Annotated in this window: 11 protein-coding genes and 1 rRNA gene; 8 read left to right on the forward strand and 4 right to left on the reverse strand. The window is 56.3% G+C overall.

Going from position 1 to position 14,821, the window contains the following annotated elements; translation table 11 throughout:
• Positions 1–108 precede the first annotated feature (108 nt).
• The 5 genes from rrf to aceK all read left to right on the forward strand — a co-directional run bounded on the left by rrf (position 109) and on the right by aceK (position 6,383).
• Positions 109–224, forward strand: a 5S ribosomal RNA gene (gene rrf, locus SK62_RS21260).
• A 218-nt stretch (positions 225–442) separates the two neighbouring features.
• A complete protein-coding gene (gene metA / locus SK62_RS21265; protein ID WP_017382604.1) occupies positions 443–1,372 on the forward strand; it encodes a homoserine O-acetyltransferase MetA in 930 nt (309 codons plus the stop codon).
• Between the two features lie 270 nt (positions 1,373–1,642).
• Positions 1,643–3,244: a malate synthase A gene (aceB, locus tag SK62_RS21270; protein ID WP_047718439.1), complete on the forward strand. Its 1,602-nt coding sequence runs from the start codon at positions 1,643–1,645 to the stop codon at positions 3,242–3,244.
• Positions 3,245–3,275: 31 nt separating this feature from the next.
• Positions 3,276–4,580, forward strand: a complete 1,305-nt coding sequence (gene aceA, locus SK62_RS21275; RefSeq protein WP_023295753.1) for an isocitrate lyase — start codon at positions 3,276–3,278, stop codon at positions 4,578–4,580.
• 51 nt (positions 4,581–4,631) lie between these two features.
• Positions 4,632–6,383 (forward strand): bifunctional isocitrate dehydrogenase kinase/phosphatase, encoded by a 1,752-nt coding sequence (aceK, locus tag SK62_RS21280; RefSeq protein ID WP_015570160.1) that lies wholly within the window; start codon positions 4,632–4,634, stop codon positions 6,381–6,383.
• A gap of 23 nt (positions 6,384–6,406) precedes the next feature.
• Here the strand turns inward: aceK and iclR are convergent, their stop codons facing one another.
• Positions 6,407–7,234 (reverse strand): glyoxylate bypass operon transcriptional repressor IclR, encoded by an 828-nt coding sequence (gene iclR, locus SK62_RS21285; RefSeq protein ID WP_072250120.1) that lies wholly within the window; start codon positions 7,232–7,234, stop codon positions 6,407–6,409.
• Positions 7,235–7,427: 193 nt separating this feature from the next.
• Here iclR and metH point away from each other — a divergent pair, with 193 nt between their 5' ends.
• Complete coding sequence (metH, locus tag SK62_RS21290; protein WP_047718435.1) at positions 7,428–11,111, forward strand: methionine synthase; 3,684 nt, start codon at positions 7,428–7,430, stop codon at positions 11,109–11,111.
• Positions 11,112–11,227: 116 nt separating this feature from the next.
• Positions 11,228–12,859 carry a Na/Pi cotransporter family protein gene (locus SK62_RS21295; RefSeq protein WP_003860350.1) on the forward strand — a complete coding sequence of 544 codons (1,632 nt, stop codon included), beginning with the start codon at positions 11,228–11,230 and terminating at the stop codon, positions 12,857–12,859.
• Here the strand turns inward: SK62_RS21295 and SK62_RS21300 are convergent.
• Positions 12,856–13,143, reverse strand: a complete 288-nt coding sequence (locus SK62_RS21300) for an addiction module antidote protein (protein ID WP_023295755.1) — start codon at positions 13,141–13,143, stop codon at positions 12,856–12,858. The two genes, SK62_RS21295 and SK62_RS21300, sit on opposite strands and share 4 nt — an antisense overlap.
• 6 nt (positions 13,144–13,149) lie before the next feature.
• Entirely contained in the window at positions 13,150–13,452 is a 303-nt protein-coding gene (locus SK62_RS21305) for a type II toxin-antitoxin system RelE/ParE family toxin (protein ID WP_023295756.1), read from the reverse strand.
• A 197-nt stretch (positions 13,453–13,649) separates the two neighbouring features.
• Between SK62_RS21305 and rluF the strand changes: the two genes are divergently transcribed.
• Positions 13,650–14,522, forward strand: coding sequence for a 23S rRNA pseudouridine(2604) synthase RluF (rluF, locus tag SK62_RS21310; RefSeq protein WP_003860347.1), 873 nt, complete (start codon positions 13,650–13,652; stop codon positions 14,520–14,522).
• On the opposite strand, the gene SK62_RS21315 is transcribed toward rluF, so the two are convergent.
• Entirely contained in the window at positions 14,523–14,795 is a 273-nt protein-coding gene (locus SK62_RS21315) for a YjbD family protein (protein ID WP_017382612.1), read from the reverse strand.
• Between the last annotated feature and the right edge of the window lie 26 nt (positions 14,796–14,821).

Genomic DNA, 14,821 nt, shown 5'->3' on the forward strand with positions numbered 1-14,821 from the left:
AGCTAACCGATACTAATGAACCGTGAGGCTTAACCTTACAACGCCGAAGGTGTTTTGGCGAAGAGACAGACAATCAAATTTCAGCCTGATACAGATTAACAGAATTTGCCTGGCGGCTTTAGCGCGGTGGTCCCACCTGACCCCATGCCGAACTCAGAAGTGAAACGCCGTAGCGCCGATGGTAGTGTGGGGTCTCCCCATGTGAGAGTAGGGAACTGCCAGGCATCAATTAAGAAGAACCCCGTACCGTAAGGTGCGGGGTTTTTTGCTTTGTACGTTCTGAAAAGTCGGGTGGTGGCCCAGCTTTACCCGCCCTACATGCTTTTCCTCCTTGAAACTTTCTCACCTTTCGCTTGCAGACTCGACATTAACCCCGTTTCTGGGTATCGTTAGCTGTCTGGATGTCTAAACGTTTATACGTATGCTGTGAGGATTTAAGGTTATGCCGATTCGGGTGCAGGACGAGCTACCAGCCGTCAATTTCTTGCGTGAAGAGAATGTCTTCGTAATGACAACTTCGCGTGCTTCTGGTCAGGAAATTCGCCCGCTGAAGGTGCTGATCCTTAATCTGATGCCAAAGAAGATCGAAACGGAGAACCAGTTCCTGCGTTTGCTCTCCAACTCTCCGCTTCAGGTTGATATCCAGCTGCTGCGCATTGACGCGCGTGAGTCACGCAACACGCCTGCTGAGCATCTGAATAACTTCTACTGTAATTTTGAAGATATTCGCGATGAGAATTTCGATGGACTGATCGTCACCGGCGCCCCGCTGGGTCTGGTGGAATTTAATGACGTTGCCTACTGGCCACAGATCAGGCAGGTGCTGGAGTGGGCAAAAGATCACGTCACGTCCACCTTGTTTGTCTGTTGGGCGGTACAGGCCGCGCTGAATATCCTCTATGGCATTCCCAAGCAAACCCGCAGCGACAAACTTTCTGGCGTATACGAACACCACATTCTTCACCCGCATGCGCTGCTGACGCGTGGTTTCGATGACACTTTCCTGGCCCCGCATTCTCGCTACGCCGATTTTCCGGCACAGCTGATCCGCGATTACACCGACCTGGAAATCCTGGCCGAAACGGAAGACGGCGATGCCTACCTGTTCGCCAGTAAAGACAAACGCATCGCGTTCGTTACCGGCCATCCTGAGTACGATCCGCATACCCTCGCGTCAGAGTATTTTCGTGACGTTGAAGCGGGTCTGAATCCGGATGTCCCGTACAACTATTTCCCGAAAAATGATCCGCAAAACACGCCTCGGGCAACCTGGCGTAGCCACGGAAATTTGCTGTTTACCAACTGGCTCAACTATTACGTCTACCAGATTACGCCGTACGATCTGCGCCACATGAATCCGACGCTGGAGTAATCGTCTGCATTAAACGATCCTAAAGCGTTTCAGCTATTCAGATCAGGCACCTTCGGGTGCCTTTTTTATTTCCGAAATCCAACTCAGAATCGTGAATAACTTTAATTTCATATTAATCAAATCATTGCACGCATAACTCAATTAAAATGGAAATTGTTTTTGATTTTGGAAAAATTATAGATAGTCTTAATTCTGCTGAGCGAAAACTACACAACGATCTTTCGCTCGCGTCGGGGGCGTGATTTTGGATCTTTGATGAGGAGTAGAACGATGACTCAACAGGCAACAACGGTCGATGAACTGACCTTTACCCAGCCGAATGGTGAACAAGAACAGCAAGTTTTGACGGCAGAAGCGGTAGAGTTTCTGACTGAACTGGTGTCTCGCTTTACGCCACAGCGTAATAAACTGCTGGCGGCGCGCATTCATCAACAGCAGGAGATCGATAACGGCAAGTTGCCAGGGTTTATTTCGGAAACCGCTTCCATTCGTCATGGTGAATGGAAAATCCGCGGACTCCCTGAAGATTTACAGGATCGTCGCGTAGAGATCACCGGTCCGGTAGAGCGCAAAATGGTGATCAACGCCATGAATGCCAACGTCAAAGTGTTTATGGCGGACTTCGAAGATTCCCTCGCGCCGGACTGGCAGAAAGTTATCGACGGGCAGATCAACCTGCGGGACGCCGTCAACGGCACCATCAGCTATACCAACGAAGCCGGTAAAATTTACCAGCTCAAACCGAATCCGGCGGTGCTGATCTGCCGCGTACGCGGTCTGCATTTGCCAGAAAAACACGTCACCTGGCGCGGAGAAGCGATTCCGGGCAGCCTGTTCGACTTTGCGCTGTACTTCTTTCACAACTATAAAAACCTGCTGGCGAAAGGCAGCGGCCCCTATTTCTATCTGCCGAAAACCCAGTCCTGGCAGGAAGCGGCGTGGTGGAGTGAAGTCTTCAGCTACGCAGAAGACCGCTTTGGCCTGCCGCGCGGCACCATTAAGGCCACGCTGCTGATTGAAACCCTGCCTGCCGTATTCCAGATGCATGAGATCCTCCATGCGCTGCGTGACCATATTGTGGGCCTGAACTGCGGCCGTTGGGATTACATCTTCAGCTACATCAAAACCCTGAAAAACCATGCCGACCGGGTATTGCCGGATCGTCAGGTTGTCACCATGGATAAACCGTTCCTCAGCGCCTACTCGCGCCTGCTGATTAAGACCTGCCACAAACGCGGCGCCTTTGCGATGGGCGGTATGGCGGCGTTTATCCCGAGCAAAGATGCAGAGCGTAACAATCAGGTGCTCAACAAGGTGAAAGCCGATAAAGAGCTGGAAGCCCGTAATGGCCACGACGGGACGTGGATTGCCCATCCTGGTCTGGCCGATACGGCGATGGAAGTCTTTAACCGCGTACTCGGCGACAACAAAAACCAGCTGTTTGTCACCCGTGAAGACGATGCGCCAATTGCAGAAGAACAGTTGCTGGCGCCGTGTGCGGGCGAACGCACGGAAGAGGGGATGCGCGCCAACATTCGCGTCGCCGTGCAGTACATTGAGGCATGGATCTCAGGCAACGGCTGCGTGCCGATCTACGGCCTGATGGAAGATGCCGCCACGGCGGAAATTTCACGTACCTCCATCTGGCAGTGGATCCACCATCAAAAAACGCTCAGCAACGGCAAACCGGTAACCAAAGCCCTGTTCCGTCAGATGCTGGCCGAAGAGATGCGGGTCATCCAGGACGAACTGGGCGAGCACCGCTTCAGCAGTGGGCGTTTTGACGATGCCGCACGTCTGATGGAGCAAATCACCACCTCTGATGACTTAATCGACTTCCTGACCCTGCCGGGCTACCGCTTCCTGGCGTAATTCACCACATAACAATATGGAGCATCTGCACATGAAAACCCGTACCCAACAGATCGAAGAGTTACAAAAAGAGTGGACCCAACCGCGCTGGGAAGGCATTCGCCGTCCGTACAGCGCAGAGGAAGTGGTGAAGTTACGCGGCTCGGTTAACCCGGAATGTACGCTGGCGCAGAACGGCGCGGCGAAAATGTGGGATCTGCTGCATGGGGGGTCTAAAAAAGGCTATATCAACAGCCTCGGCGCGCTGACCGGCGGTCAGGCATTGCAGCAGGCGAAGGCCGGCATTGAGGCTATCTATCTTTCCGGCTGGCAGGTCGCGGCGGATGCTAACCTTGCCTCCAGCATGTATCCGGATCAATCTCTTTATCCGGCGAACTCGGTGCCGTCAGTGGTGGATCGGATCAACAATACCTTCCGCCGTGCGGATCAGATCCAGTGGGCCGCGGGTATCGAACCCCACGATCCGCGTTTTATCGACTATTTCCTGCCGATCGTCGCCGATGCGGAAGCCGGTTTCGGCGGCGTGCTGAACGCCTTTGAGCTGATGAAATCCATGATTGAGGCCGGTGCAGCGGCCGTTCACTTTGAAGATCAGCTGGCGTCGGTGAAGAAGTGCGGGCATATGGGCGGGAAAGTGCTGGTGCCAACCCAGGAAGCGATCCAGAAGCTGGTTGCCGCGCGTCTGGCTGCTGACGTGCTCGGCGTGCCGACGCTGGTGATTGCCCGTACCGATGCTGACGCGGCGGACCTGATCACCTCTGACTGCGACCCGTATGACAGCGAATTCATTACCGGCGAACGTACCAGCGAAGGGTTCTATCGCACACATGCCGGTATTGAACAGGCGATCAGCCGCGGCCTGGCGTATGCCCCTTACGCCGACCTGGTCTGGTGTGAAACCTCCACGCCGGATCTGGCGCTGGCGAAGCGCTTTGCCGATGCGATTCATGCGAAGTATCCGGGCAAGCTGCTGGCCTATAACTGTTCGCCGTCCTTCAACTGGCAAAAGAATCTGGACGATACGACCATCGCCAGCTTCCAGCAGCAATTGTCAGATATGGGCTACAAGTACCAGTTCATCACCCTGGCGGGTATCCACAGCATGTGGTTCAACATGTTCGACCTGGCGCACGCCTACGCGCAGGGCGAAGGCATGAAACACTATGTTGAGAAGGTGCAGCAGCCAGAATTTGCGGCGGGCAAAGAAGGATATACCTTTGTTTCGCACCAGCAGGAAGTGGGAACCGGCTACTTCGATAATGTGACCACGATTATTCAGGGCGGGGCCTCCTCCGTCACGGCATTAACGGGCTCGACGGAAGAAGCACAGTTCTAATCTTTTCCCCCTCTCCCCCCTCGGGGAGAGGGTTGGGGTGAGGGGGAATATATGTCGCGTGGTCTGGAATTACTGATTGCCCAAACTATTTTGCAGGGTTTCGATGCCCAGTATGGCCGCTTTCTGGAAGTCACCTCCGGCGCGCAACAGCGTTTTGAGCACGCCGACTGGCATGCGGTTCAGCAGGCCATGAAGCAGCGTATCCATCTTTATGATCACCACGTAGGTCTGGTGGTGGAGCAACTGCGCTGTATCACCGACGGTAAAAGCCCGGATGCGGAATTTTTACTGCGCGTGAAAGAGCATTACACCCATCTGTTACCCGACTACCCGCGCTTCGAGATTGCGGAGAGCTTTTTCAACTCCGTCTATTGCCGGTTATTTGACCACCGCTCATTATCTCCTGAGCGGTTATTTATCTTCAGCTCCCAGCCGGAGCGCCGCTTCCGTACCATTCCGCGTCCGCTGGCGAAAGATTTCTTTCCCGATCGCGGCTGGGAAAAGCTCCTGCACCGCGTCTTAACGGATTTGCCGCTGCGCCTGCCGTGGGAGAATAAACCCCGGGATATCGGCTATATCCACGCATATCTCAGTGAAACCTTCGGCGAGGCGGTGCTCAGCCGCAGCCATTTGCAGGTTGCCAACGAGCTTTTCTACCGGAATAAGGCCGCCTGGCTGGTGGGCAAACTGGTTACGCCGACAGCTATCGTGCCGTTTCTGCTGCCGATTCACCGTACCGACGACGGGGAACTGTTTGTCGATACCTGCCTGACCACCAGCGCTGAGGCCAGTATCGTATTTGGCTTCGCCCGCTCCTATTTCATGGTCTATGCCCCACTGCCTGCCGCCCTGGTGGAGTGGCTGCGCGAGATCCTGCCGGGCAAAACCACCGCCGAGTTGTATATGGCGATTGGCTGTCAGAAGCATGCCAAAACGGAAAGTTATCGGGAATACCTGCGTTATGTCACCACGGCTGATGAGCAGTTTATCGAAGCGCCGGGGATCCGCGGCATGGTGATGCTGGTTTTCACACTGCCGGGCTTCGACCGCGTGTTTAAGGTGATTAAGGATAAATTTGCCCCGCAGAAAGAGATGACCGCCGCTCACGTCCGCGCCTGCTATCAGCTGGTTAAAGAGCACGATCGCGTCGGGCGAATGGCGGATACCCAGGAGTTTGAAAACTTTGTGCTGGACAAGCAGCAGATCGATCCGTCGCTGATGTCGCTGCTAATGCAGGAAGCGCCGACGAAAATTACCGATCTTGGCGATAAGATTGCGATTAGCCATCTCTATATCGAACGCCGGATGGTGCCGCTAAATATCTGGCTGGAGCAATCCGAAGGCCAGGCTTTACGAGACGCCATTGAAGAGTACGGCAATGCGATTCGCCAGCTCGCCGCCGCCAATATTTTCCCCGGCGACATGCTGTTTAAAAACTTCGGCGTCACCCGTCACGGGCGGGTGGTGTTCTACGATTACGATGAAATTTGCTACATGACCGAGGTGAACTTCCGCGATATCCCGCCGCCGCGCTACCCGGAAGATGAACTGTCCAGCGAGCCGTGGTACAGCGTATCGCCGGGCGATGTGTTTCCGGAGGAGTTTCGCCACTGGCTTTGTGCCGACCCGCGCATCGGGCCGCTATTCGAAGAGATGCATGCCGATCTGTTCCGCGCCAGCTACTGGCGCGGGCTGCAAACGCGGATCAAAAATGGGCACGTGGAAGATGTCTACGCTTACCGCCGCAAGCAGCGGTTTTGCATCCGCTTTTCTCCCTCTCCCTGTGGGAGAGGGCCGGGGTGAGGGCATCAGGCGGCAATGCACGTTTAACGAATCCCACCATACGCCAGCGTCACCTCTTTCGCGGCCTTAATCACCATCGCGCCCAGCTCGGTGACGCGGTCGTCGGTCATACGTGAAATCGGCCCGGAGATGGAGATGGCGGCAAACGGCTCGCGGTGCTCGTCAAAAATACAGGATGCCAGGCAGCGCAGGCCCAGCGCATGCTCCTCATCATCAAACGAATAGCCGCGCTTGCGGGTTAAAGCCAGATCTTCTTTCAGATGCACCGGCGACACCAGCGTGGCGTGAGTATAGGCGTGCAGCCCTTTACGGTGCAGCAGCCCCGTTACCTGCTCTTCGCTCAGCTGCGAGAGAAACGCTTTCCCTGCGCCAGAGGCGTGCATCGGCAGCTTGCCGCCAATCGGTGCGGACATGCGCATCAGCTGCGTACACTGCACCTGGTCGATGATAATCGCCTGGTGATCGCTCTGATCCAGCACGGCCAGGTTTACCGTCTCGCCGGACTCCTCCATCAGCTTGCGCAGAATCGGGTGGACAATCGCCAGCAGGTTGCGGCTTTGCAGGAAGCTGCTGCCGACAATAAACGCATGCGCCCCCACCGCCCAGTGTCCCAGCTCGCCCACCTGACGCACGAAGCCCAGCTGCTGCATGGTGGTCAGCAGACGGTGCGTGGTGGAGTTCGGCAGGCCAGCCTGCTGCGCCAGCTCCGTCAGGGCCACGCTACCATGCGATTCGGATATCCATTCCAGCAGCTTCAGGCCGCGCGTCAGGGATTGAACCTGTCCGCCTGGTTGTGCAGCGGTGGTTGCAGCAGGTTTTCTGCCGCGTTTAGCGGGAACGGTCGTAACCATGACGAACTCCTTTTTCTGTATCGTGGAAATCATTTTCGTTTTATTTGGTGGTTTTGCAACCGCTTTCCTGACTGATCGGAGGAGTGATAGTGAACATGTCTCATGTTACCGCTGTGTGACTTTTCGACCCTGCGAGATTATGCCAGTATGGAACGCAGCCTTTTGGCCTTGTTGAGCGTTGTCGGGAGCAAGTGTGAGCAGCAAAGTAGAGCAACTGCGTGCGCAGTTAAATGAACGAATTCTGGTGCTGGACGGCGGCATGGGCACCATGATCCAGGGCTATCGTCTGAGTGAAGACGATTTCCGCGGCGAGCGCTTTGCCGACTGGCCTTGTGACCTGAAAGGGAACAATGACCTGCTGGTGTTAAGCAAACCGTCTGTTATCAGGGATATCCACAACGCTTACTTCGAAGCGGGTGCGGATATTGTAGAAACCAACACCTTCAACTCGACAACCATCGCCATGGCGGATTACCAGATGGAATCCCTGTCGGCGGAGATCAACTTTGAAGCGGCGAAGCTGGCGCGCGCCTGCGCCGACGAATGGACGGTCCGTACGCCGGACAAGCCGCGCTACGTGGCCGGGGTGCTTGGCCCGACCAACCGCACCGCGTCGATTTCTCCGGACGTCAACGACCCGGCGTTTCGGAACATCACGTTTGACCAGCTGGTGGCCGCGTATCGTGAGTCCACTAAAGCGCTGGTGGAAGGCGGCTCCGACCTGATCCTGATTGAAACCGTATTCGACACCCTCAACGCCAAAGCGGCAATTTACGCGGTGAAAGAGGAGTTCGAGGCGCTGGGCGTCGACCTGCCGATCATGATTTCCGGCACCATCACCGATGCCTCGGGGCGCACGCTTTCCGGCCAGACAACCGAAGCGTTTTATAACTCCCTGCGCCACGCCGACGCGCTCTCCTTCGGCCTGAACTGCGCGCTGGGGCCGGACGAGCTGCGCCAGTACGTGCAGGAGCTTTCGCGCATCGCAGAGTGCTACGTCACCGCCCACCCGAACGCCGGTCTGCCGAACGCGTTTGGTGAGTACGATCTGGATGCCGACACCATGGCGGCGCAAATCCGCGAATGGGCCGAATCTGGTTTCCTCAACATCGTCGGCGGCTGCTGCGGCACCACGCCGGAGCATATCGCCGCCATGAGCCGCGCCGTCGCCGGGCTTCCACCGCGCAAGCTACCCGAGCTTCCGGTAGCCTGTCGTCTGTCCGGCCTGGAGCCGTTGACCATCGGCGACGACAGCCTGTTTGTGAACGTGGGTGAACGTACTAACGTTACCGGTTCTGCGAAGTTCAAGCGCCTGATCAAAGAAGAGAAGTACAGCGAAGCGCTGGACGTTGCTCGCCAGCAGGTAGAAAGCGGGGCGCAGATCATCGATATCAACATGGATGAGGGGATGCTCGATGCCGAAGCGGCAATGGTGCGTTTCCTCAACCTGATTGCCGGTGAGCCGGATATCGCCCGCGTGCCGATCATGATTGACTCCTCCAAGTGGGAGGTCATCGAAAAAGGGCTGAAGTGCATTCAGGGCAAAGGCATCGTTAACTCCATCTCGATGAAAGAGGGCGTCGATACCTTTATCCACCACGCGAAGCTGGTCCGTCGCTACGGAGCCGCCGTGGTGGTGATGGCCTTCGATGAAGTGGGCCAGGCCGATACCCGCGAACGCAAAATTGAGATTTGCCGCCGCGCGTACAAAATTTTGACCGAAGAGGTGGGTTTCCCGCCGGAAGACATCATCTTCGACCCGAACATCTTCGCCGTCGCGACCGGCATCGAAGAGCACAACAACTACGCTCAGGACTTCATCGGCGCGTGTGAAGACATTAAACGCGAGCTACCGCATGCGCTGATCTCCGGCGGCGTGTCGAACGTGTCGTTCTCGTTCCGCGGCAACGACCCGGTGCGTGAGGCGATCCACGCCGTGTTCCTTTACTACGCCATCCGCAACGGGATGGACATGGGGATCGTCAACGCTGGCCAGCTGGCAATTTACGACGATCTGCCAGCCGAGCTGCGCGACGCCGTAGAAGACGTGATCCTCAATCGTCGTGACGACGCCACCGAACGCATGCTGGATCTGGCGGAAAAATACCGCGGCAGTAAATCTGACGAATCAGCCAACGTTCAACAGGCCGAATGGCGCTCCTGGGATGTGAATAAGCGTCTGGAATACTCGCTGGTAAAAGGCATTACCGAGTTTATCGAGCAGGATACCGAGGAAGCGCGTCAGCAGGCCGCCCGTCCGATTGAAGTGATCGAAGGGCCGCTGATGGACGGCATGAACGTGGTCGGCGATCTGTTCGGCGAGGGCAAAATGTTCCTGCCGCAGGTGGTGAAATCCGCCCGCGTCATGAAGCAGGCGGTGGCGTATCTGGAACCCTTTATCGAAGCCAGCAAAGAGAAGGGCTCCAGTAACGGTAAAATGGTCATCGCCACCGTGAAGGGCGACGTACACGACATCGGCAAAAACATCGTTGGCGTGGTGTTGCAGTGTAATAACTACGAAATTATCGATCTTGGCGTGATGGTCCCGGCGGATAAAATCCTCAGGACCGCGCGCGAAGTGAATGCAGATCTGATTGGTCTTTCCGGGCTGATTACGCCTTCGCTTGACGAAATGGTCAACGTGGCAAAAGAGATGGAGCGCCAGGGCTTTACCATTCCACTGCTGATTGGCGGGGCAACCACCTCGAAAGCCCACACGGCGGTGAAAATCGAGCAGAACTACAGTGGGCCGACGGTGTATGTTCAAAACGCCTCGCGCACTGTGGGCGTGGTCTCCGCGCTGCTGTCCGACACCCAGCGCGATGACTTTGTCGCCCGCACCCGCAAAGAGTATGAAACCGTCCGCATTCAGCATGGACGTAAGAAACCGCGCACGCCGCCGGTTTCGCTTCAGGCGGCGCGCGATAACGATCTGGCGTTCGACTGGTCCAGCTATACGCCGCCGGTCGCACACCGTCTGGGCGTGCAGGACGTGACGGCCAGCATCGAAACGCTGCGTAACTACATCGACTGGACGCCGTTCTTCATGACCTGGTCGCTGGCGGGCAAATATCCGCGCATTCTTGAAGATGAGGTGGTGGGCGAAGAGGCGAAGCGCCTGTTTAAAGATGCTAACGACATGCTCGACAGGCTGAGCGCAGAGAAAGCCCTCAACCCGCGCGGCGTGGTGGGGCTGTTCCCGGCGAACCGCGTGGGCGACGACGTGGAAATCTACCGCGATGAAACCCGCACCCACGTGCTGGCCGTGAGCCACCACCTGCGCCAGCAAACCGAGAAAGTGGGCTTTGCCAACTACTGCCTGGCGGATTTCGTCGCACCGAAACTCTCCGGTAAAGCCGACTATATCGGCGCCTTTGCCGTAACCGGTGGTCTGGAAGAAGACGCGCTGGCGGATGCGTACGACGCGCAGCACGATGATTACAACAAAATCATGGTGAAAGCGATCGCCGACCGTCTGGCGGAAGCCTTCGCTGAATATCTGCATGAACGCGTACGTAAGGTGCACTGGGGCTACGCGGCGAATGAGAATCTCAGCAACGAGGAGCTGATCCGCGAAAATTACCAGGGCATTCGTCCGGCGCCGGGGTATCCGGCCTGCCCGGAACACACAGAAAAGGGCACTATCTGGAAGTTGCTGGACGTCGAAGCGCATACTGGCATGAAGCTCACCGAGTCGTTCGCCATGTGGCCGGGCGCGTCCGTTTCCGGCTGGTATTTCAGCCACCCGGACAGCAAGTACTTCGCCGTGGCACAGCTTCAGCGCGATCAGATTGAGGATTACGCCCTGCGTAAAGGCATGAGCGTGTCAGAGGTGGAACGCTGGCTGGCGCCGAATTTGGGCTACGACGCAGACTAACGTCACTTTTCCTTACAACAAACAGGGCACCGCTATGGTGCCTTGTCTCTTTCTTACGTTTAAACCCTTATACTGAACCTCAGGAAAACGAATAACGATAAGGAGGAATGCCTACCGTGTTGACGTTGTTACACCTGCTCTCCGCAGTCGCACTGCTGGTATGGGGCACCCATATCGTTCGTACCGGCGTGATGCGTGTGTTTGGCGCACGTTTACGTACCGTTCTCAGCGGCAGCGTTGAGAAGAAGCCGCTCGCCTTCTGCGCGGGTATTGGCGTCACGGCGCTGGTGCAAAGCAGCAACGCCACCACCATGCTCGTCACCTCGTTCGTGGCGCAGGATCTGGTGGCGCTCGCCCCGGCGCTGGTGATTGTCCTTGGCGCCGACGTCGGTACCGCGCTGATGGCGCGTATCCTGACATTCGATCTCTCCTGGCTGTCGCCACTACTGATTTTTATCGGCGTCATTTTTTTCCTCGGCCGTAAGCAAAGCCGTGCCGGGCAGCTTGGCCGCGTCGGTATTGGCCTCGGGCTGATCCTGCTGGCACTGGAGCTGATTGTGCAGGCTGTCACGCCGATCACCCAGGCCAACGGTGTGCAGGTCATCTTCGCCTCGTTAACCGGCGATATTATGCTGGATGCGCTGATCGGCGCGGTATTCGCCATCGTCAGCTACTCCAGCTTGGCAGCGGTCCTGCTGACGGCGACCTTAACCGCCGCAGGGGTAATTTCCTTCCCGGTGGCGCTGTGCCTGGTGATCGGTGCCAACCTCGGCTCTGGCCTGCTGGCGATGCTCAACAACAGCGCCGCCAACGCTGCCGCCCGCCGGGTGGCGCTGGGGAGTTTACTGTTTAAGCTGGTGGGTAGCCTGATCATTCTGCCGTTTGTGCACCCGCTGGCGAACCTGATGGATAATCTCTCTCTGCCGAAAGCGGAGCTGGTGATCTACTTCCACGTCTTCTACAACCTGGTGCGCTGTCTGGCGATGGTGCCGTTTGCCGCGCCGATGGCCCGCTTCTGCGAGCGGCTTATTCGTGATGAACCGGAGCTGGACGCGCGCCTTAAACCGAAGCATCTGGACACCTCGGTGCTGGATACTCCTGCGCTGGCAATCGCCAATGCCGCCCGCGAAACGCTGCGCATGGGCGACGCGATGGAAACCATGCTGGAAGGGCTGCAAAAGGTGATGCACGGCGAGCCGCGCGAAGAAAAAGAGCTGCGCAGGCTGGCGGACGATATCAACGTGCTGTATACCGCCATCAAGCTCTATCTGGCGCGGATCCCCCAGGACGAGCTGGCGGAAGAGGAGTCGCGCCGCTGGGCGGAAATCATCGAGATGTCGCTTAACCTGGAGCAGGCTTCGGATATTGTCGAGCGTATGGGCAGTGAAATCGCAGACAAATCCCTGGCCGCACGCCGGGCGTTTTCTGTTGAAGGGCTGAAAGAGCTGGAAGCGCTGCACGAACAGCTGGTCAGCAACCTGAAGCTGGCGATGTCGGTCTTCTTCTCCAGCGACGTGCCGAGCGCGCGCCGCCTGCGCCGCAATAAGCATCGTTTCCGCATCCTTAATCGCCGCTACTCACACGCCCACGTTGAGCGTCTGCACCAGCAGAACGTGCAGAGTATCGAGACCAGCTCACTCCACCTGGGACTGCTGGGCGATATGAAGCGTCTCAACTCGTTGTTCTGTGCGGTGGCGTACAGCGTGATGGAGCAGCCGGATGAAGACGACGAGCGGGATGAGTATTAATCCCCAGAGGGTTTGATTGTTAACCCAAGGCCCAATGCTTTCATGACCGCCAGCGTGGTTTTGAGCGTTGGGTTCCCCTTATCACTGAATGATCGATACAGTTGTTCTCGTGACAGGCCCGTTTGCTGGGAAATGGTCGACATCCCTTTCGCTCGGGCGATGACGCCCAGCGCTTTAGCAATGTACGCTGAGTCACCCGTCTCTAATGCATCAGCCATAAACACAGCGATTTCCTCGTCATCCAGCAGTGCGTTGGCTGGATCGTAGGGTGTTAATTTATGCATGCTCATTCACTCCTGCCATTGGGATACATTGCTCAGCATTTTTGCCATAAGTATGTCTCTGGCCTGGCTGCTTTTGTCACCACCACATAACAGCACGATGATGCAATTGCCCTGGTCCTTAAAATAGATCCTGTAGCCCGGGCCAAAGTGGATCCTCAGTTCACTGATACCTTCTCCCACAGGTCTAATGTCGCCCGCTAAGCCATTTGCCAGCCTAAAGAGGCGGGAGGCGATAATCGTCTTTGCCCGCCTGTCCTTTAAATTTTGCTCCCAGCGTCGGAAGGATTCTGTCTGAACGATCTCCTTGATATTACTCCCTGTGATTTATAAACTACAAGCAATTGTCTCTGGAGAGTAAAGCCAAAAGGAGTTAGCCCAAGGATAAATAGCCTGACGCTAAATCCTGAAAGCGTCTCGCAAACTAAAAAACCCGTCTCAGTAACCGTCGGCTAATCTTTTTTTCCAGCCCAAACCTAAGGTATATTTCGCCCTTCACAGGAGAAACTATGCTGCCAACTCAATCAACCCGATTAAACAAATACATTAGCGAGAGCGGGATCTGCTCACGTCGCGAGGCTGACCGTTACATTGAACAGGGTAACGTGTTTCTTAACGGCAAACGCGCCACCATTGGCGATCAGGTGGTACCTGGCGATGTGGTGAAAGTGAATGGTCAGGTCATCGAACCGCGTGATGCCGAAGACCTGGTGTTTATCGCGTTGAACAAACCGGTTGGGATTGTCAGCACCACGGAAGATGGCGAGCGGGACAACATTGTTGATTTCGTGAACCACAGCAGCCGTATCTTCCCGATTGGTCGCCTGGATAAGGACTCTCAGGGGTTAATCTTCCTGACTAATCACGGCGATCTGGTGAACAAAATTCTGCGTGCCGGTAACGACCATGAGAAAGAGTACATTGTTACGGTGAACAAGCCGGTCACGGACGAGTTCATCCGGGGAATGGGCGCAGGCGTGCCGATTCTGGGCACCGTGACGAAGAAGTGTAAAGTCAGAAAAGAGGCGCCGTTTGCGTTTCGTATCACGCTGGTGCAGGGCCTGAACCGCCAGATCCGCCGCATGTGCGAGTACTTCGGTTATGAAGTGACGAAGCTGGAACGCACGCGCATCATGAACGTCAGCCTGTCCGGGATCCCGCTGGGCGAGTGGCGTGACTTAACGGATGACGAGCTGATCGAGCTGTTCAAACTTATCGAGAACTCCTCGTCCGAAGCGAAGCCGAAAGCTAAAGCCAAACCGAAAACGCAGGCGATTAAGCGTCCGGTGGTGAAGGCACCGCAGGCGGAAGAGAAAGGGCGGGGCAAGCCGGGCAACGGAAAACGCTTTACCCAGCCGGGGCGCAAAAAGAAAGGGCGCTGATTAGCGCCTTCCACGGGTTGATGTGCTGGCGGACCAGGAAAAAGTCGCCTCTGCATCGGGTTTATAAGCCTGCTCTTTTTTCAGCTTGCGGGCTTTTTTCGCCGCGGCATCACGTTGCGCCATCAGTTTATCGATGTACTCTTTTTTAACCTGATTGGTTTCGGCGTTCGTCAGCGTGCGGCCATGCGCGATACGGGCGCGGTCGAGTAGCGTTTTCAGTTCGCGCTGCTCGGCTTCGGTCATGTCTTTCTGGGTCAAACGTGGTGTAGCCATTGCTGAAGCCTCCTGATGGGGAGGCT

It is taken from the genome of Enterobacter sp. BIDMC109, assembly GCF_001037885.1.
GTDB lineage: Bacteria > Pseudomonadota > Gammaproteobacteria > Enterobacterales > Enterobacteriaceae > Enterobacter > Enterobacter hormaechei_C.